Raw genomic sequence first — 19,545 nt, 5'->3', positions numbered from 1 at the left:
GGAGTCGCAGCGACATCAACTTAGGTTAGCCTAACCTAAGTCACCCTCGGTGCGCAGCTGCTCCTCGCTCAGGCCGTGCCGCCAGTAGCCGACGAAGGTGACCCTCCGACGGTCGATCCCGCGCTCACCCACGAAGTGCCGCCGCAGGGCCTTCACGCATCCCGACTCGCCCGCCAGCCAGACGTACGGGCGCTCGGCGGGAGGCAGCCGGGTGTCACGCAGCGGGCTGAGGGCCATGGGGGATCCCGCCGTGCGGCCGGGGTCGCGGACGAGCCAGGTGACCTCGGCGTCGGCCTCGGTCACCACGTCCTGGATGTCCCCGGCGTGCCCCACCTCCAGCCAGGCGCGCACCCGGGTGCCGGCCGGCAGCGACTCCAGAACCGCGGTCGCGGCGGGTACGGCGGTCTCGTCGCCCCACATCACCACCAGGTCGCTGTCCTCGGGCGGGCGGAAACGGATCGCCCGGTTGTCCGCGACGGCCGGGCCGAGCAGCAGGACACGGGCTCCGGGCGTGGCGCGCGCGGCCCAGCGGGAGGCGGGCCCGGCCGGGGTCGTGGCCGCCGGCCCGACCCCGTGCAGGGCGAAGTCGATGTCGATCTCGCCGGGGTCGCGCCTGAGCGCCCGAAGGGTGTACGAGCGCATCACCGCCCGTACGTCGTCCGGGAGTTCGCGCCACGCCTGCCACCATCCGTCGCCGAGCTCCAACGGGACGACGGGCTCGGGCCGGCCGGGGGGCGGCAGGAACAGCGACAGGGACTGATCACGTCCGTCGGAGTGGAAGAAGCGCAGGTCGGGCCCCGCGAAGGTGACCCGGACGAGAGACGGACCGAGCCGCCTCGTCCGTACGACCTGCAGGGAGAAGAAACGGAAGGGGGCGGCTACGGCGGTGGTCACCAGGGCTCCTTTCAGGGCTCCTGAGTCATACGGGGACGGGCCTGCGGGCGGCCGACCTGAAGGGGCGTGGGGAACTGCGCGACCGGCCACGGACGACGTCGGCCGCCCCAAGCGCTCGACGCCCCTTCCTCGGGCGCGCGTCAGCTGAGCTTCCTCGCCTTTTCGATGGCATCGGCGAGGTCCTCGACCAGGGGCACGCACTTGTCGTACGACAGAATCGGCTCCGGATTGCGTGCGACGACCTGCCCGGCCCTGACCGCGGGCAGCTTCTTCCAGGTGCCCTGGGTGATGTCGGCCGGCTGGATGGCCGAGGTGCGGTTGTCCATCATGATGATGTCCGCCGGGTACTTGTCGACGTTCTCCCAGCTCAGGGACTCGTACCAGCCGCCGCCCTTGGCCTTGGCCTGCTCGGGGGGCTCGACGAAGTTCACCCCGAGGGCCTTGAAGTACTCCAGGTCGACCGAGAGGTTGGTGCCGGAGACGTAGAACAGGTCCTGGCTCGCGGAAGCGGCCATCACCTTGATGTGCGGCTTGGCCCTGGCGGCGGCGCGCAGCCGGGCGGACGCGTCCTCGAAGCGCTTCTTGGCCTGCTTGACCTTGTCGGTGGTGACATCGGCGCCGAGCGACTTCGCGAGGTCGAGCATGCGCCGCAGCGGCTCGGTCAACTGGCGGTCGTAGACGGAGATCCCGACGGTCGGGGCGCCGACGGCGAGGATCTTCCTCTTCGACTCCTCCGGGACGTACCAGAGGGTGCCGGCCTTGTCGAACATCGTCGAGACGAGCACATCCGGAGCGAGGGCCGCGTACTTCTCGATGTTGAACTGGCCCCACTCGTTGCCGAGGACGGTCACCTTGCTGACGTCCATGTCCCCGGCCTGCACATCGGCCTTGCCGTCCTTGGTCCTCGTGGGGCCGAAGACGGCCTTGGCCTGGATGCCGTAGTCGTGCAGCGCGGCGGCGGCACCGACGAACGCCACGATGTTCGCCGGGACCTTGCCGGCCTCGGCCGTCCGCCGGCGGTCGTCCTTGAAGGACCAGGGGCCGGACTTGGCGTCCGTCGCCCCGCTGCCGCCCGTGCCGCCGGCTTTGCCGTCGCCGTCCCCGCAGGCCGCGAGTACGGCACCGAGGCCTAGGGCGCCGCCGGCGGCGAGGATGCCGCGACGAGTGACAGCGAGGGCACGGGTGTTGGGCATGAGTGTGGCTGCCTTCGAACGGGGCGGAGCGTCCGCCGAACCAATTCAGAGGTAGGTTAGCCTAACCTTACTGTCTGTCCAGGGGTGGAGCGCGGTGCGGCGGGGAGGAGGGCCCCGCTGACCGCCGAGGGGCCGGGCGGAGGGGACCGAGCGGGTGATACGGGCCTGCCGAACACCGTGGTCAACGCGAACTTCGGCCGCCGTATCCGATATGAGGTGATCTGCCGTCACGGATTGCACGGACAGCACAGTTCCGTGGGATCCCCGGACGGCGTCCGACCGGTGGGCCCGTCCCTCCGCGATCAGCAGCCTGCCGACCCGTCAACCGGTTCGGTCTTCGGGACGGGTTGCTGTGGGTGGCTCATTCACCTTTGAGGAGATCCATTGCGAAGACTCGGCCAACTCCCGGCCCTGCTCGCCGCCGTGCTGGTCGCCACCGGCCTGTCCGTCGCTCCGGCGGCCCAGGCCGCGACCGTGACGCCGGCCGTCGCCCGCGCCGCCGTGCGGCCCTCCGACGACTCGGGTCCCGCGGCACATCACGACACCTCACCACCCCTGCGCACCCTGCGCGCGACCCCGGTGGGCAAGCAGCGCTCGCATCCCGCCCTGGAGGTGCCGCACCCGTCGGCGGCCAAGGTGACCGATCGCGTCGTACAGAAGAGGCGCGGGGCCCGCGCGGCAGCGGTTCCCGCCATCACCAGCTTCGACGGCATCGGATCGAACAACTACAACGTGCAGTTCGTCCCGCCGGACCCGAACGCCTCGGTCGGCACCACCCAGATCGTGGAAACGGTCAACACCGCCTTCGCGGTGTTCTCCAAGACCGGCGCCACCGTCATGCCGCCGACCAGCACCAACACGGTCTGGGCGGGGTTCGGCGGCCCCTGCGAGACGACCAACGACGGTGACGCGGTCGTGCGCTGGGACACCCTGGCCAGTCGCTGGGTCATCACCCAGTTCGCCAACGCCGACTCGACGACGGGTCCGTTCTACGAGTGCGTGGCCCTCTCCACGAGCGCGAACGCGACCGGCACCTACAACCGGTACGCCTTCAGCTACACGGACTTCAACGACTACCCGAAGCTCTCGGTGTGGCCCGACGCCTATTACGTCACCTACAACATGTTCAACGCCGCGAAGACCGTCTTCCTGGGCGCCAAGGTGTGCGCCCTGGACCGCGCGCAGATGCTGACCGGGGCGGCGGCCACTCAGCAGTGCTTCGACACCGACGCGGACCATGGCGGCATTCTCGGCGCGGACCTGGACGGCTCCACTCCGCCTCCCGCAGGCGCACCGAACGTGGTGGTGGGCCTGGACAGCAACAGCACACTGGCCTACTGGAAGTTCCACGTCGACTGGGCCAACCCCGGAAACTCCACCTTCACCGGCCCCGCGACCCTGGCCGTGTCCCCCTACACCGTCGCCTGCAGCAGCGACCCCGGACTGGTGTGCGTGCCGCAGGGCGGCACCAACCAGCAACTGGACTCGCTCTCCGACCGGCTGATGTACCGCCTCGCCTACCGCAACTTCGGCGACCACGAGTCCCTGGTGGTCAACCACTCGGTCACGGCGGGCACTTCCTCGGGGGTGCGCTGGTACGAACTGCGGCTGGCCGGCGGCAATCCGACCGTCTACCAGCAGGGGACCTACGCCCCGGACGCCACCTACCGGTGGATGGGCTCCGCCGCCCAGGACCGGGTGGGCAACATGGCGCTCGGGTACTCGCAGTCGTCCGGCACCACCAGTCCCTCGATCCGGTTCACCGGTCGTCAGGCCGGGGATCCACTGGGCACCCTGCCGCTCGGCGAGACCACCGTACTGACCGGCGCGGGCTCGCAGACCGGCTCGTTGCGCTGGGGCGACTACACGTCCATGGCGGTCGACCCGTCGGACGACTGCACGCTGTGGTACACGAACCAGTACCAGCCCGCCAACGGCACCTTCAACTGGCACACCCGGATCGCCTCCCTCGTCCTGCCCGGCTGCGTCAACGACTTCTCCCTGTCGGTGAACCCGGCCTCGGCGACGGTGGCGGCGGGTACGACGGCCACCACCACGGTCTCCACCGCGGTGACGTCGGGCTTCCCGGAGTCCGTCAGTCTCTCGGCCTCAGGTCTGCCTGCCGGGGCGTCGGTGAGCTTCAGCCCGAACCCGGTGACCTCGGGCGGGTCGTCGACGATGTCGGTGTCCACGTCCGCGAGCACCCCTGCGGGGACGTACACGATCACCCTCACCGGTACCGGTGCCTCGGCGACTCACAGCACCGACTTCGCCCTCACCGTCACCGCACCGACAGCCCATCGCACGCTGCTGACGGCCACTCCGGCCTTCGTGAAGAAGTACCCGTACCCTCTGCTGGTACGTCCGTATCCCACCGCGACGCTGACCGACCTCGACACCGGACGGCGGCTTGCGGGGCAGCGCGTCACGTTCACCGCGGGCACGACGGTGCTGTGCACCGTCACCACCGACGCCAAGGGGCGGGCGACCTGCAAGCCCAAGGACGGCGCGAGGGCGATCCTCAGCAACAACGGATACACCGTCACCTACGACGGAGACCAGGCCCATCAACCCGCAACGGCCAACGGCCGACTCGTCATCGTGGGCAAACGACACAACCGAAAGTAACCCCACGGCGAGTGGTCGCGCGTGGCAGTAGTCCGGTCCAGGTGTGATCACAGTCAGTCACACGCGTGTTCTCCGGCGGCGATGCCGCCGGAGAACACGCGTTTTCCGTTTCTTCGCGGGTTGTGCGGCGCTCAGCTCACCAGGCCCAGCTCCCGGGCGATCAGCATGCGCTGGACCTCGCTCGTGCCCTCGCCGATTTCGAGGATCTTGGAGTCGCGCCACATGCGGGCGACCGGGTACTCGTTCATGAAGCCGTAGCCGCCGTGGACCTGGGTGGCGTCGCGGGCGTTGTCGACGGCGATCGTGGAGGAGTAGAGCTTCGCCAGGGCCGCCTCCTTCTTGAAGGGCTCGCCGGCCACCAGGCGGGAGGCCGCGTCGCGCCAGGCGAGCCGGGCCGTGTGGGCCTTCATCTCCATGTCGGCGATCTTGAACTGGATGGCCTGGTTCGCGCCGATGGGCCTGCCGAAGGCCTGGCGTTCCTTGGCGTACTTCACCGACTCGTCCACGCAGCCCTGGGCCAGGCCGGTGGCCAGCGCCGCGATGGCGATGCGGCCCTCGTCGAGGATCCGCAGGAACTGCGCATAGCCGCGGCCCTCCTCGCCCAGCAGGTTCGCGGCCGGCACCCGGACGTCGTCGAAGGACAGCTCACGGGTGTCGGAGGCGTTCCAGCCGACCTTCGAGTAGGCGGGCGCGACCGTGAAGCCGGGAGTGCCGGACGGGACGATGATCGCGGAGATCAGCGGCCTGCCGTCGGGCCTGCGGCCCGTCACCGCCGTGACCGTCACCAACCCGGTGATGTCCGTGCCGGAGTTGGTGATGAAGCACTTGGTGCCGTTGATCACCCACTCGTCGGTGTCCGGGTCCAGGCGGGCCGTCGTCCGCGTGGCGCCCGCGTCCGAGCCGCCGTCGGGCTCCGTCAGGCCGAAGGCGCCCAGGACCTCACCCGAGCACAGGCGGGGCAGCCACTGGCGCTTTTGTTCCTCGGTGCCGAAGAGGTGTATCGGCATGGCGCCCAGCGACACCCCTGCCTCCAGGGTGATCGCGACGGAGGAGTCCACACGGGCCAGCTCCTCCAGCGCGATGCCCAGCGCCAGGTAGTCCCCGCCCATGCCGCCGTACTCCTCCGGGAACGGCAGCCCGAACAGGCCCATGCGGCCCATCTCGCGGACGATCTCGTACGGGAACTCGTGCCGCTCGTAGAAGTCGCCGATCTTGGGCGCCACCACGTCGTGTGCGAACGCCTCGACCGTGCGGCGGAGCTCCTCCAGCTCGGGGGAAAGACGGTGGTCCATCGTTGATCACTGCTCCTTGTGGGAGAGGGCCCGGACGGTACGGGACGGGCTGGGCCGGCCCAGCCGGCCGGCCATCCACTCGCTCGTGGCGACCAGACGGCCGAGGTCGACTCCGGTGTCGATGCCGAGACCCTGCAGCATCCACACGAGGTCTTCGGTGGCGAGGTTGCCGGTGGCGGACTTGGCGTAGGGGCAGCCGCCGAGGCCGCCCGCGGAGGCGTCGACGGTGGTGACACCGTGCTGGAGCGCGGCCAGCGTGTTGGCCAGAGCCTGGCCGTAGGTGTCGTGGAAGTGCACACCGATCGCCGACGTCGGCACGCCCTCCTCGTTGAGCTCGGCCAGCAGGGCGAGGACATGGCCGGGGGTCGCCACCCCGATGGTGTCGCCGAGGCTCAGCTCGTCGCAGCCCATGTCCATCAGCGCCTTGCAGACCCGGACGACCTGATGGACCGGGACCGTGCCCTCCCACGGGTCGCCGAAGCACATGGACAGATAGCCGCGGACATGGACCCGCTGGTCCTTGGCCCGCCGCACCACGGGTTCGAACATGGCCAGCGCCTCGTCCACGGTCCGGTTGAGGTTGGCCTTCGCGAAGGACTCGGTCGCGCTGGCGAAGACGGCCACCCGGCGGGCGCCCAGCGCCAGGGCGCGGTCCAGCCCGCGCTCGTTGGGCACGAGCACCGGCAGCGCCACCGGCAGCTCGCTCACCATCGGGAAGAGCTGCTCGGCGTCGGCCAGTTGGGGCACCCACTTCGGGTGGACGAAGCTGGTGGCCTCCACGGTCGTCAGGCCCGCGTCGGCCAGCCGGCGGATGAACTCCGCCTTGACCTCGGTCGGCACGGTGCCCTTCTCGTTCTGCAGGCCGTCGCGGGGGCCGACCTCGTGGATCCTGACCCGCGCGGGCAGGTCCTGGGCCGGGACGACCATGGGGAGACCGGGTTCGGGAGTGGTCATGCCGTATCGGTCCCTTCCGCGCTGTCCGCGCTGTCCGCGCTGTCCGCGCTGTCCGCGCTGTCCGCGTCGTGTGGTGCGATCACGGCCAGCACCTGGTCCATGGCGACCGTGGTGCCCGGCGTGACGTCCAGCTCGGTGACGGTGCCGGCGTGCGGGGCGGAGATGACGTGCTCCATCTTCATCGCCTCGACCACCAGCAGGCTCTGGCCCGCGGCCACCTCGTCGCCGACGGCGACCTTCACCACGGTGACCGTGCCGGGCATCGGGGCGGTGAGCGAGTCGGCGCCCGAGTGGGCCGCCCGGATGAGCGAGGCGGCCACCGGGTCGTGGTCGCGCACGTGCCACGCCTCGCCGTCGCGGCCGAGCCAGTCGGCGGCGCGGTGGAAGGTGTGGCGGACGCCGTCGAGGGTGACGGACACCCGGTCGTCGGTGACGGAGTGGGTGCCGCGCGGGGTGTGCTCCACGGGGTCGGTGGCCCGCAGATGGAAGGCGACCGGCCTGGCCTGCCCGCCGAGCCGCCAGCCGTCCGGCACGGAGAACGGGTCGGTCCAGCCCTCGCCCCTGGGCCGCAGCGCGTCGAGCCGTACGGCGGCAGCGGCCTCGTACACCTCCTCCGGCACGTCGGTGGGGACGAGGTCGTCCACCACGCGCTCGACGAGCCCGGTGTCCAGGTCACCGCTCACGACCGCCGGATGGGCCAGCAGCCGCCGCAGGAACCCGGCGTTGGTCTGCACGCCCAGCGTGACCGTCTCCGCGAGGGCCGCGCGGAGTTTGCGGAGCGCGCTCGCCCGGTCCGGCCCGTACGCGATCACCTTGGACAGCATCGGGTCGTACAGGCTGCCGACCTCGGTGCCCTCGGTGAGCCCGGAGTCGGTGCGTACCCCGTCACCCTGCGGTTCGCGCAGCCGCAGCACCGTGCCGCCCGAGGGCAGGAACCCGCGCGCGGGGTCCTCCGCGCAGACCCGGGCCTCGACGGCGTGCCCGGTCAGCCGCACGTCCTCCTGGGCGAACGGCAGCCGCTCGCCCGCGGCCACCCGCAGCTGCCACTCCACGAGGTCCAGCCCCGTGATCAGCTCGGTGACCGGGTGCTCCACCTGCAGGCGGGTGTTCATCTCCATGAAGTAGTACGAGGAGGGGTCGCCTCCCGGGACGATGAACTCCACCGTGCCCGCGCCCCGGTACCCGCAGGAGCGGGCCGCCTGGACCGCCGCCTCGCCCATCGAGGCCCGGGTCCGGTCGCCGAGGAGCACGCTGGGCGCCTCCTCGATGATCTTCTGGTGGCGACGCTGCAGCGAGCACTCGCGCTCGCCGAGGTGCACGACGCCGCCGTGGCCGTCGGCCAGGACCTGGATCTCGATGTGCCGGGGCCGGTCGACCCACCGCTCGACGAGGAGGGTGTCGTCGCCGAAGGAGGCGCGGGCCTCGCGCCGGGCGGCGGCGATCTCGTCGGCCAGCCGGCCGGCGTCCCGCACCAGCCGCATGCCCTTGCCGCCGCCGCCGGCCGAGGGCTTCAGCAGCACCGGCATGCCGATCTCGCGGGCCGCCTCGGCGAGTTGGCCGTCGGTGAGACCCGAGCCGCTGGACCCGGGGACCACCGGGACACCGGCGGCCTTCACCGTCTCCTTGGCGCGGATCTTGTCGCCCATGAGGGAGATCGCGTCCGCCGGAGGGCCGATGAACACCAGCCCGGCCCGCTCGCAGGCGCGGGCGAATCCGGCGTTCTCCGCCAGGAAGCCGTACCCCGGGTGGACGGCCTGGGCGCCGGTGCGGGCCGCGGCCTGAAGGAGCCGCTCCACCGACAGGTAGCTCTCGGCGGCGGGCGCCGGCCCGATGCGGACCGCCGTGTCGGCCTCCCGGACGTGCCGGGCGTCGGCGTCGGCGTCGGAGAAGACGGCCACCGAGCGCACGCCGAGCGCACGCAGCGTACGGATGACGCGGACCGCGATCTCGCCGCGGTTGGCCACCAGAACTGTTTCGAACATCGTTGTAAGGTCCCCCCTCACATCCGGAAGACGCCGAACTGGGGGTCACCCAGCGGGGCATTGGCGCAGGCGGTCAGGGCCAGACCCAGCACCTGCCGGGTCTCCAGCGGGTCGATGACGCCGTCGTCCCAGAGGCGGGCGGTGGCGTAGTAGGCGTTGCCCTGGCGCTCGTACTGCGCGCGGATGGGCGCCTTGAAGGACTCCTCCTCCTCGGCCGGCCAGTCCTCGCCCCGGGCCTCCATCTGGTCCCGCTTGACGGTGGCGAGGACGGAGGCGGCCTGCTCGCCGCCCATGACGGAGATCTTGGCGTTCGGCCACATCCACAGGAAGCGGGGGGAGTAGGCCCGCCCGCACATGGAGTAGTTCCCCGCGCCGTACGAGCCGCCGACCACGACGGTCAGCTTCGGCACCCGGGTGCACGCCACGGCGGTGACCATCTTGGCGCCGTGCTTGGCGATGCCGCCCGCCTCGTAGTCCCGGCCGACCATGAAGCCGGAGATGTTCTGCAGGAACACCAGCGGGATCCCGCGCTGGTCGCACAGCTCGATGAAGTGGGCGCCCTTCTGGGCCGACTCGGAGAACAGGATGCCGTTGTTGGCGACGATCCCCACCGGGTGGCCGTGAATGCGGGCGAAGCCGGTGACGAGGGTCTGCCCGAACTCGGCCTTGAACTCGGCGAAGCGGGAGCCGTCGACGACACGCGCGATGACCTCACGGACGTCGTACGGGGTGCGGGGGTCGGCGGGCACCGCGCCGTAGAGCCCGTAGGGGTCGACCTTGGGTTCGGCGGCGGGCCGGACCTCCCAGGGGAGGGGCCCGCGCGCGGGGAGCGTGGCGACGATGTTCCGGACGATGCGCAGGGCGTGGGAGTCGTCCTCGGCGAGGTGGTCCGTCACCCCGGAGACGCGGGAGTGCACCTCGCCGCCGCCGAGCTCCTCGGCGGTGACGACCTCGCCCGTGGCCGCCTTCACCAGGGGCGGCCCGCCGAGGAAGATCGTCCCCTGGTTGCGGACGATCACTGCCTCGTCGCTCATCGCCGGGACGTAGGCGCCACCGGCGGTGCAGGACCCGAGCACGGCGGCGATCTGGGGGATTCCGGCGCCGGACATCCGGGCCTGGTTGAAGAAGATCCGCCCGAAGTGCTCGCGGTCCGGGAAGACTTCGTCCTGCATCGGCAGGAAGGCCCCGCCGGAGTCGACGAGGTACACGCAGGGGAGGCGGTTCTCCAGGGCCACCTCCTGCGCCCGGAGGTGCTTCTTCACCGTCATCGGGTAGTACGTGCCGCCCTTGACGGTGGCGTCGTTGGCGACGACCACGCACTCGCGTCCGCTGACCCGGCCGATCCCGGCGATCACGCCGGCGGCCGGGGCCTGCCCGTCGTACATCCCGTCGGCTGCCAGCGGCGCCAGCTCCAGGAAGGGCGAGCCGGGGTCCAGCAGTGTGTCCACGCGGTCGCGCGGAAGCAGCTTGCCGCGCGCGGTGTGGCGGGCGCGCGCCTTCTCCCCGCCGCCGAGCCGGGCCGCGGCGAGCTTGCCGCGCAGCTCCTCGACGAGTGCGCGGTGTGCCTCCTCGTTGGCCCGCCAGGCCTCCGACGCGGGATCGGCCGCGCTCGTCAGCTCGGGTGCCTCGTGCATCGTGCGGTCCCCTCACCCAGTGGTGGACTGTTAATGAGCGTTAACCATTTCCTACAGGTTAACGACCGCTAACCTCCCTGTCTAGAATTGTTTTCATGGCCACGCGAACCGACGCCCCCACCCGCCGCGAACAGATCCTCAAGGAAGCCGCCCGGCTCTTCGCCGAGCGCGGCTTCCACGGTGTCGGGGTCGACGAGATAGGGGCCGCGGTCGGCATCAGTGGACCAGGTCTGTACCGGCACTTCCCGGGCAAGGACGCCATGCTCGCGGAGCTGCTGGTCGGGATCAGCGGTCAGCTGCTGACCGGCGCCAAGCGGCGCCTGGCGGAGGCCGACGGGGTGGCCGCTCCCGAGGAGGTCCTCGACTCGCTCATCGAGGGGCACATCGACTTCGCGCTCGACGACCGTCCCCTGATCACCTTGCACGATCGCGAGCTGGACCGCCTCCGGGACAGCGACCGCAAGCTCGTGCGGCAGCTCCAGCGGCAGTACGTCGAGCTGTGGGTGGAAGTGCTGCGCAAGGTCTACGGCGGGCTCGACGAACCCGCGGCCCGCTCGGCGGTCCACTCGGTCTTCGGGCTGCTGAACTCCACCCCCCACCTGGGCCGCCGCGGCTCACTCCCGGGCCGTGGCGCCACGGCGGAGCTGCTGCACCGGATGGCCCGGGGCGCCTTCGCGGCGGCGGGGGGACAGTGACGGTGCAGGGGCGGTAGAAAGGATCCCGGGCGCGCCCGAGCGCGGCGAGCGGGGGGAGGGCCGGATGGCCGGGCAGGGTGCAGCGGCGGAAGACGGTCGTGCCGCCGGGGAAGCGGGCCGCGCGGCCGGGATCGGCGGGCCGCCCTGGTACGCCGTGAACGAGGTCCTCGCGTTCCTGATCGAGCTCACCGCGCTGGTGTGCCTGGGCTGGTGGGGATTCGGTGCGGGCCATGAGGGCGCCGTGCGGATCCTGCTCGGTGCGGGGACGCCGTTGCTCGCCGTCGTGGTGTGGGGGCTGTTCGCCGCGCCCCGGGCCCGGCTGCGGCCGCGGCTGCCGCTCGTGCTCCTGGTGAAGGCGGTGGTGCTCGGCGGTGGTGCCGCCGCCCTCGGCGCGGTCGGGCACCCCGTCGCGGCCGGTGTCCTGGCCGCTGTCACGTTCGTCAACACGGCTCTCGCCGAAGTCTTTCGCTCCCCGGCCGCCCGGAAAGCGTGACGAGCGTTACCAGGGGGCCTCTGGACACCCGACCGTACTCGCCGGTACGTTAATCTGAGCAAGCGCTTAGACAGTCGATGTACGTGGAGGTGCGGGGTGCGCCGTACGGTTTTCAACGAGGATCACGAGGCGTTCCGGGAGACCATCCGCGCCTTCATCGAGGCCGAGGTCGTACCGGTGTACGACGAGTGGTTCGCGGCCGGCCAGGCGCCGCGCGACTTCTACTACAAGCTCGCCGAGCTGGGCGTCTTCGGCATCCGTGTCGACGAGGAGTACGGCGGCGCCGGCATCGACTCGTACAAGTTCGAGGCCGTCCTGTACGAGGAGACCGCCCGCGCGGGTGTCTCCTTCGGCGGCTCCGGCGTGCACGTGCTGCTCGGCCTGCCGTACATCAAGCTGCTCGCCACCGACGAGCAGAAGAAGCGCTACCTGCCGAAGTTCGTCTCCGGTGAGGAGATGTGGGCCATCGCGATGACCGAGCCGGGCACCGGCTCCGACCTCGCGGGCATGAAGACCACCGCCAAGCTCTCCGAGGACGGCACGCACTACGTCCTCAACGGCGCCAAGACCTTCATCACCGGCGGCGTGCACGCCGACCGCATGATCGTCTGCGCCCGCACCGCCGCGCCCACCGCTGAGGACCGCCGCCACGGCATCTCCCTCTTCGTCGTGGACACCAAGGCCGAGGGCTACTCCGTCGGCCGCAAGCTCGACAAGCTCGGCCTGAAGACCTCCGACACCGCCGAGCTGGCGTTCGTCGACGTCAAGGTCCCCGTCGAGGACCTCCTCGGCGAGGAGAACAAGGGCTTCTACTACCTCGGCCACAACCTGGCCTCCGAGCGCTGGGGCATCGCCTTCGGCGCCTACGCGCAGGCCAAGGCCGCCGTCCGGTTCGCCAAGGAGTACGTCCAGCAGCGCACCGTCTTCGGTCAGCCCGTCGCGGCCTTCCAGAACACCAAGTTCGAGCTGGCCGCCTGCCAGGCCGAGGTCGACGCGGCCGAGGCCGTCGCGGACCGCGCGACGGAGGCCCTCGACGCGGGCGAGCTGACCCCCGCCGAGGCCGCCTCCGCGAAGCTCTTCTGCACCGAGGTCGCCCACCGGGTGATCGACCGCTGCCTCCAGCTGCACGGCGGCTACGGCTTCATGAACGAGTACCCCATCGCCCGCCTGTACGCGGACAACCGCGTCAACCGCATCTACGGCGGCACCAGCGAGATCATGAAGTCGATCATCGCCAAGGACATGGGCCTGTAGGTCCCGAAATCAGTGCAGGAAACAACTGACACATGAGTCAGGCACTTCAGTCCCTGCTCGATCTGCTCGACCTGGAGCGGATCGAGCGGGACATCTTCCGCGGCCAGTCCCGCTCCGCAGTCGTCCCCCGGGTCTTCGGCGGGCAGGTCGCCGCGCAGGCGCTGGTCGCCGCCGGACGCACGGTCCCCGAGGACCGGTTCGCGCACTCGCTGCACGCGTACTTCCTGCGCCCGGGCGACCCCGGCGCGCCGATCGTCTACACCGTGGACCGTATCCGCGACGGCCGCTCCTTCACCACGCGCCGGGTGGTCGCCGTCCAGCACGGCCAGCCGATCTTCCACCTCTCGGCGTCCTTCCAGACGTACGAGGAGGGCCTCGAGCACCAGGCCGCCATGCCGGCCGCGCCGGACCCGGCGACCCTGCCCACCTCCCATGAGCGGCTGCGCGGCTACCGCCATCTCCCCACCGAGGTGGTGGAGCGGTTCCTGGAGGCCCGCGAGGCCGTCGACCTGCGCTACGTCGACGAGCCGCCGTACGGCAGGTTCGGCGAGCCGCGCGAGCCGCACTCGCAGGTGTGGTTCCGCACCAACGGCAAGCTCGAAGGCGCCATCGACGAGCCGCTGCTGCACGTCGTCCTCGCCACCTACGTCTCCGACATGACCCTCCTCGACTCGGTCCTGCTCGCGCACGGCCGCGGCGGCTGGGCGGTCGGCGACGTCGTCGGGGCCTCGCTCGACCACGCCATGTGGTTCCACCGGCCGTTCCGGGCCGACGAGTGGCTGCTGTACGACCAGGAGTCCCCGTCGGCCCACGGCGGCCGCGGCCTCGGCCAGGCCCGCATCTACACGCAGGACGGGCGCCTTGCGATATCGGTCATCCAGGAGGGCGTGGTCCGGGTTCCGCGGGAACTCTGAAGGGCACGGCGAAAGCTCCGCACCGGCTCAAAGGCTGGGACACGTCGCTCAGTTGGTGCAGCCGGCCACCGGGGACGGGCTGCCGGTGCAGTTGGTCGGGGTGTTCGCCAGGATGACGGAGTGCTTGTTCACCACCACGCTTCCGGGGCCGTTGAACACGCCGCCGGGAGGGCTGCCCGCGGTGTTCCTGGTGACGTGGCTGACGTTGAGCACGAGGGTCGAGCCGGGATTGACGTTGTAGATGCCGCCGGCCTGCAGACCGGCGCTGTTCTTCTCGATGGTGCTCCTGTTGAAGGTGGCGCTTCCGCCACCGGCGTTCGTGACACCCGCTCCGTGGTCGCGGGCGATGTTGTTGGCGATCGTGCTGTCGTTGACGGTCATCTGCGCGTCGTTCCACAGGCCGCCTCCGTCGCCCGTGGCGACGTGGTTGCGGGTGATGGAACTGCTGCTGATGGTGATCGAACCGTCGTTCACCACCCCTCCGCCGGCGAAGCTGTTGGCCGTGTTGCCGCTCACGGTGGTGGTGTTGACGGATGCGGTGCCACCGGTCTGGACGGCGATGCCCCCGCCGAAGCCCGCCACGGTGTTGTCGGTGACCCGGGAGTCGGTGAGTCCCAGGGTCCCCTGGTCGTCGATGCCTCCGCCGTCGCCACCGGCGTGGTTCTTCTTGACGGTGAGGGACCTGGCGTTGAGCGTCCCGCCCGTCTGGACGAGGACGCCTCCTCCGTTCCCGGTCACGTTGCCGTTCTCGATCGTCAGATCGCGGATCGTGGCGGTGCCGCCCACCGCGACGTCGAGAAGGCGGAAGAGACCGGTGGCGGTGGTGTCGCGCAGGAGGGTGGCGCCGTTGCCGACGAACGTGATGGGGACGGTGATGGGCGGCGTCGCGTCCTGACCGCTGACGGCCGTGGCGAAACTGTAGATGCAGCGCGGGGCGAGTTGGATCGTGCCCTGACCGTTGGCGTTGGCCTGGGCGATGGCGGTGTTCAGGGCGCCTGTGTCGCACTGCACGGACGTGACCGCGTAGGCGGCGGTCGGGTTCGCGACCGAGGCGAGTCCGACCACGAGGGGGATGGTGGACAGGCCGCGGGCCATGCCGGTGGTGAAGCGTGCGGAGGTGACACGGGGATGGTGCACGTAGGACTCCTTGACGGTGCTTCCGGGGGCCCAGGCCACCCGTCAGCCCCTACGTTTGCGCAGCCCCGGATCTGCCTGGGCCCGATGGCGGGATCATGCATGCCCCCAACCGGCCCCCGGACCGGCCCGGCATCGAAACTCCACCCGCATGGCGCCTGGTCGTGAAAACGGGTTGCGCCGTCTTCCTCAGGGCCACCGCCCGGTTCGCCGCACGCGGCATCGCGTCACCAACCTCTCCGAGCACCCCTGGTAGGGGTGCCCCGGAGGTGCGATTACGCCAGCCCCGCCTGCTCCAGCAGATACGCCGTCATCGGGTCGTAGCAGCGCGGGCTGACCACGTGGTCGTCGAGGGGGACCGTCACCTGGAGCGTGCCCTCGGCCTCGGCCAGGAAGAGGGCGGGGTCGTTGGAGTCGGCGTAGCCGACGGAGTCGACGCCGTGCTGCCCGGCGTACCCGGCCCAGCCGTGGTCGGCGACGACCAGGTCGGGCAGCGGGCGGCCCGCGCGCGCCAGGCCGGTCAGGACGGCCCGCATCGGCTCGCCGGAGTGCGTGTGCCACAGCGTGGCGCCGTGCTCGAGGACCGCCACGTCCGCGAACTGCATCACATACCCCTCATCCGTCTGCAGCCCGTCCGGAATGACGACGATCTCGCAGCCGGCGGCGCGCAGCGCGGCGGCCGTGGCGCGGTGCACGTCCAGCAGTCCGCCGGGGTGGCCGGTGGCGAACAGCACCCGCTGCTGCCCGTCCGCCGCCTTGCGCAGCCGACCCGCCAGGCGGTCCAGGGCGTCGACGGTCAGCTCGGGGTCGATCGTGTCCTGGCCATGGCGGTGCTCCGGGTCGTCGCTGACGCCGACCCGTTCCGCCATCACCGCGAGCACGTCCTGCTCGTCGGTCCAGCGGTCGCCGAGTTCCAGGCCGAGCCAGTAGTTTCGGTCGCCGTTCGCGAGCTTCCGGTAGTGGGAGAGGTTGTTCTCGCGGGGTGTGGCGACGTCCCCCGCGATACGGGTCCTGACGAGGTGGTCGACGAGCTCGGCGCGGCTGGGTGTCCCGGATATCGGCATGGGTCCCATTGTGGGGCAGCGGCCTGTGTGCGGTCTCGGCGTCCCGTCCGCTGGGACGCGGGTCACGCGCTCAGATCCGGCGCAGGGCGAACCACAGTTCCATGCGTACGTCCGGGTCGTCCAGGTCGGTGCCGAGGAGGGCCGCGCAACGGGCGATGCGCTGGCGGACGGTGTTGCGGTGCACCGACAGGGCCACCGCCGTGCGGTCCCAACTCCCGTGCAGCGACAGCCAGGTGCGCAGGGTGTCGGTGAGCGCGGGGACCGCGGTGATCGGGGCGAGCAGCGCCCGGGCGTGCGCGTCGGCCTCGTCGTGCGGGACCAGGTCGGCCAGGCCGGGGCGGGCGCCGTGGCGGACCAGGGTGGTGCGGGTGGCGCGGGCGCGGGCCAGGGCGCGGGCCGCCTGGGTGTCGGCGGCCGGCCAGTCGCGCGGGGCGACGGCGGCGCTGACGCCGAGGGTCCAGCCGGGCTGCGCGGACGGTTCGCGCTCGGCCGGTACGAGGACCCGTACGACGCCGTCCGCCAGGTCGACCAGTGCCGAGCCCAGGGCGGCGCCGAGCGCGGAGGCGGCCACGGCGTCGGGGGCCTGCGCGTCCGGCCGCGCGTGTACCACGACCCACCGGCCGGTGCCGAGCAGCGGAGCCACGTCCTCGGGCGGGGCGCCCAGCAGCAGCCGTACGAGGGCCGACGAACGGGCCGCGCCCGCGCCGCTCTGGTGCTCGCCGGTGAGGAGGGAGAGGAGCACGGCGGCCACGGACGCGATGGTGTGGTCCGCGGGTTCGCGCTGCGGGGACACCACCGCCAGGACGAACCTCTGACCGGTGCCGACGAGGGCGTAGGCGGCGAGATGGGCGCCGGAGACGGTGTCGGTGGCGGAGGACGGGGCGGGACGGGAACCGGCGGGGGCGGGTGTGCGGGCGGTGGTGGGTTGCGGGCCGGTGTCGCGGGTGGCGGTGCTCGCGGTCGGCCCGTCCTGCTCCCGGCCCGCGGCCGGTGTCGCCCGGATCGCCGGCCGGACCACCCCGGCCAGTTCCGCCAGCGCCGCGTCCACCTCGGCCGTCGGCTCCCGTCCCGCCGACGCGATCTCCGTGCCGTCCGGGCCGTAGAGCACCGCGCGGCCCGCCACCCGCTGGGCCAGCTGACGCAGCACCGAGGGGACCGGGTCCGGGCGGGAGGCCGCCACCGCCAGCCCCTGCTGGGCCTCCGTGACCCGGCGGAGTTCGGCCAGGCGGGCCTGGGCCATCAGCTGCCAGACCGCGCGGGCCACGCCCGAGAAGGTGGTCTGCGGCGGGACCTCAAGGAGAGGGAGGCCGTAGGCGTCGCAGGCCGATACCAGCGCGCCCGGCACCGTGTCGTGGACCGGCGCGAGCCCGAAGCCGAGGGCCGCGCCACCCGCCGCCACGATCCGGGAGACGTAGTCGTCGAAGTAGTCCCGCAGGCTCTCGACCCCGCTCGCGGGGGGACCTCCCGCCGAGCCCGCCGCCTGCGGAACGTGCACCCCCGCCGTCAGCAGCAGTTCGCCGCCCAGCAGGTACGGATACGGGTCCGCCATTTCGGAGGTGTGTGCCCAGTGGATCACGATGCCGGGGCCGGAGGGCCCCGCGATCTGGCGCAGGGCCAGGTCCTCGCGCGCCAGCAGCGCCGACAGCGGGACCGGTGGGGTCGGTGGGACCGCTGGTGCCGATGGCATCCGTGCGTCCGGCATGATGTGCGTTCCCTCCACTCCCATGGTGGTCGAATGGATGAAACGTACACTTCGCAGTCGCTTTCCGGCCACCTAGTGTCAAGTCCAGACCGGCAGCCGCGGGTACGGGCGGATGTCCCCGCGAGCCGCTGCCGATGTCCCCGTTTTCAGGGTTTCCAGGGTTTTCAGGTTTCCAGGAAACCCACACGCACCTGCACGACACGCCACCGGGATGTGCGCGAAGGAGGGCCCCACATGGCCGTCGACTACACAGTGATCGTCGTCTATCTGGCCGGCATGCTGGCCATGGGCTGGTGGGGCATGCGCCGCGCCAGGTCCAAGAGTGAGTTCCTGGTGGCCGGACGCCGCCTCGGGCCCGCGATGTACTCCGGCACCATGGCGGCGATCGTCCTCGGCGGCGCGTCCACCATTGGCGGCGTCGGCCTCGGCTACAAGTACGGCCTGTCCGGCGCCTGGATGGTGTTCACCATCGGCCTCGGCCTGCTGGCCCTGTCGGTGTTCTTCTCGGCCCGCATCGCCCGCCTGAGGGTCTACACCGTCTCCGAGATGCTCGACCTGCGCTACGGCGGCCGGGCGGGCGTCATCTCCGGCGTCGTCATGTGGGCGTACACCCTCATGCTCGCCGTGACCTCCACCATCGCCTACGCCACGATCTTCGACGTGCTGTTCGACCTGAACCGCACCGTCGCGATCATCCTGGGCGGTTCCATCGTCGTCGCCTACTCGACCCTCGGCGGCATGTGGTCCATCACGCTGACCGACATGGTGCAGTTCGTGGTCAAGACGATCGGTGTGCTGCTCCTGCTCCTGCCCATCGCCGTCGTCAAGGCGGGCGGCTTCAGCGAGATGAAGGCCAAGCTGCCGACCTCGTACTTCGACCCACTGGGCATCGGCGGCGAGACGATCTTCACCTATGTCCTGATCTACACCTTCGGGATGCTCATCGGGCAGGACATCTGGCAGCGCGTCTTCACCGCCCGCAGCGACAGGACCGCCAAGTGGGGCGGCACGGTGTCCGGAACCTACTGTCTGGCCTACGCCCTCGCCGGCGCGGTGATCGGCACGGCCGCCAAGGTGCTCTACCCGAACCTGGGCAGCGCCGACGACGCCTTCGCGACCATCGTCAAGGACGAACTCCCCATCGGCGTCCGGGGCCTGGTGCTGGCCGCCGCCCTGGCCGCCGTGATGTCGACCTCCTCCGGCGCGCTGATCGCCTGCGCGACCGTCGCCAACAACGACATCTGGTCGCGGCTGCGGGGCCTCGCCCGGCGCTCCCCGGACCCCGGTGAGCACGACGAGGTCAGGGGCAACCGCCTGTTCATCCTGATCATGGGTCTGGCCGTGATCGGCACCGCGATCGCGCTCAACAACGTCGTCGAGGCGCTGACCGTCGCGTACAACCTGCTGGTCGGCGGGCTGCTGGTGCCGATCCTCGGTGGCCTGTTGTGGAAGCGCGGCACCGTGCAGGGCGCCCTCGCCTCCGTGATCGTCGGCGGGCTCGCCGTGATCGGCCTGATGGCGGCCTACGGCATCCTCGCCAACGAGCCCGTCTACTACGGCCTGCTGTCGTCCCTCGTCGTCTACGTCGCCGTCTCCCTGGCGACGAAGCCGACCGACGAGGCCGTCCTCGCGACCTGGCGCGAGCGCCTCGCCGGGCGCAACCCTGAACTGGTGTCCGAACCAGTCCCGGCTCACCAGTAGAGTCGTATGAA

Annotated in this window: 15 protein-coding genes; 6 read left to right on the top strand and 9 right to left on the bottom strand. The window is 71.2% G+C overall.

The genetic code is table 11. The annotated features are described in order from the left end of the window. Positions 1 to 30 precede the first annotated feature (30 nt). Both AB0A61_RS09230 and AB0A61_RS09225 read right to left on the bottom strand, forming a co-directional pair. The gene (locus AB0A61_RS09230) at positions 31 to 894 is read right to left on the bottom strand and encodes a siderophore-interacting protein (protein ID WP_361288596.1); all 864 of its coding nucleotides are present in this window, start codon (positions 892 to 894) and stop codon (positions 31 to 33) included. A 140-nt stretch (positions 895 to 1,034) separates the two neighbouring features. Further along, positions 1,035 to 2,087: an ABC transporter substrate-binding protein gene (locus AB0A61_RS09225; protein ID WP_361288593.1), complete on the bottom strand. Its 1,053-nt coding sequence runs from the start codon at positions 2,085 to 2,087 to the stop codon at positions 1,035 to 1,037. A 384-nt stretch (positions 2,088 to 2,471) separates the two neighbouring features. Here AB0A61_RS09225 and AB0A61_RS09220 point away from each other — a divergent pair, with 384 nt between their 5' ends. Continuing rightward, on the top strand, positions 2,472 to 4,715 hold the full coding sequence (locus AB0A61_RS09220) for a hypothetical protein (RefSeq protein ID WP_361288590.1): 2,244 nt from the start codon (positions 2,472 to 2,474) through the stop codon (positions 4,713 to 4,715). 131 nt (positions 4,716 to 4,846) lie between these two features. Here the strand turns inward: AB0A61_RS09220 and AB0A61_RS09215 are convergent, their stop codons facing one another. The 4 genes from AB0A61_RS09215 to AB0A61_RS09200 are packed head-to-tail and all read right to left on the bottom strand — an operon-like array spanning position 4,847 to position 10,577. After that, positions 4,847 to 6,007: an acyl-CoA dehydrogenase family protein gene (locus AB0A61_RS09215; protein WP_361288587.1), complete on the bottom strand. Its 1,161-nt coding sequence runs from the start codon at positions 6,005 to 6,007 to the stop codon at positions 4,847 to 4,849. Positions 6,008 to 6,013: 6 nt separating this feature from the next. Next, the gene (locus AB0A61_RS09210; RefSeq protein WP_361288584.1) at positions 6,014 to 6,961 is read right to left on the bottom strand and encodes a hydroxymethylglutaryl-CoA lyase; all 948 of its coding nucleotides are present in this window, start codon (positions 6,959 to 6,961) and stop codon (positions 6,014 to 6,016) included. Then, the gene (locus AB0A61_RS09205; RefSeq protein ID WP_361288581.1) at positions 6,958 to 8,943 is read right to left on the bottom strand and encodes an acetyl/propionyl/methylcrotonyl-CoA carboxylase subunit alpha; all 1,986 of its coding nucleotides are present in this window, start codon (positions 8,941 to 8,943) and stop codon (positions 6,958 to 6,960) included. Before AB0A61_RS09205 ends, AB0A61_RS09210 begins: the two co-directional genes overlap by 4 nt. A gap of 17 nt (positions 8,944 to 8,960) precedes the next feature. Next, on the bottom strand, positions 8,961 to 10,577 hold the full coding sequence (locus AB0A61_RS09200) for a carboxyl transferase domain-containing protein (protein ID WP_361288578.1): 1,617 nt from the start codon (positions 10,575 to 10,577) through the stop codon (positions 8,961 to 8,963). Between the two features lie 95 nt (positions 10,578 to 10,672). Between AB0A61_RS09200 and AB0A61_RS09195 the strand changes: the two genes are divergently transcribed. From AB0A61_RS09195 to AB0A61_RS09180, 4 genes are all read left to right on the top strand, one after another. Then, complete coding sequence (locus AB0A61_RS09195) at positions 10,673 to 11,272, top strand: TetR/AcrR family transcriptional regulator (RefSeq protein WP_361288576.1); 600 nt, start codon at positions 10,673 to 10,675, stop codon at positions 11,270 to 11,272. 130 nt (positions 11,273 to 11,402) lie between these two features. After that, entirely contained in the window at positions 11,403 to 11,765 is a 363-nt protein-coding gene (locus tag AB0A61_RS09190; RefSeq protein WP_361289137.1) for a YrdB family protein, read from the top strand. A 96-nt stretch (positions 11,766 to 11,861) separates the two neighbouring features. After that, the gene (locus tag AB0A61_RS09185) at positions 11,862 to 13,019 is read left to right on the top strand and encodes an acyl-CoA dehydrogenase family protein (RefSeq protein WP_361288573.1); all 1,158 of its coding nucleotides are present in this window, start codon (positions 11,862 to 11,864) and stop codon (positions 13,017 to 13,019) included. Positions 13,020 to 13,051: 32 nt separating this feature from the next. Further along, on the top strand, positions 13,052 to 13,933 hold the full coding sequence (locus tag AB0A61_RS09180; RefSeq protein ID WP_361288570.1) for an acyl-CoA thioesterase II: 882 nt from the start codon (positions 13,052 to 13,054) through the stop codon (positions 13,931 to 13,933). Positions 13,934 to 13,981: 48 nt separating this feature from the next. Here the strand turns inward: AB0A61_RS09180 and AB0A61_RS09175 are convergent, their stop codons facing one another. The 3 genes from AB0A61_RS09175 to AB0A61_RS09165 form a co-directional block, all read right to left on the bottom strand. After that, positions 13,982 to 15,070: a hypothetical protein gene (locus tag AB0A61_RS09175; RefSeq protein WP_361288567.1), complete on the bottom strand. Its 1,089-nt coding sequence runs from the start codon at positions 15,068 to 15,070 to the stop codon at positions 13,982 to 13,984. 272 nt (positions 15,071 to 15,342) lie between these two features. Continuing rightward, positions 15,343 to 16,131, bottom strand: a complete 789-nt coding sequence (locus AB0A61_RS09170) for a phosphatase (protein ID WP_361288564.1) — start codon at positions 16,129 to 16,131, stop codon at positions 15,343 to 15,345. 70 nt (positions 16,132 to 16,201) lie between these two features. Then, positions 16,202 to 17,818, bottom strand: a complete 1,617-nt coding sequence (locus AB0A61_RS09165) for a helix-turn-helix domain-containing protein (RefSeq protein WP_361288561.1) — start codon at positions 17,816 to 17,818, stop codon at positions 16,202 to 16,204. 249 nt (positions 17,819 to 18,067) lie between these two features. Between AB0A61_RS09165 and AB0A61_RS09160 the strand changes: the two genes are divergently transcribed. Beyond that, positions 18,068 to 19,534, top strand: coding sequence for a sodium:solute symporter (locus AB0A61_RS09160; protein ID WP_361288558.1), 1,467 nt, complete (start codon positions 18,068 to 18,070; stop codon positions 19,532 to 19,534). Positions 19,535 to 19,545: the final 11 nt, after the last annotated feature.

The organism is Streptomyces sp. NPDC046197 (assembly GCF_040646295.1).
Lineage (GTDB): Bacteria > Actinomycetota > Actinomycetes > Streptomycetales > Streptomycetaceae > Streptomyces.
This window is presented reverse-complemented; position numbering and strand designations above follow the sequence as displayed.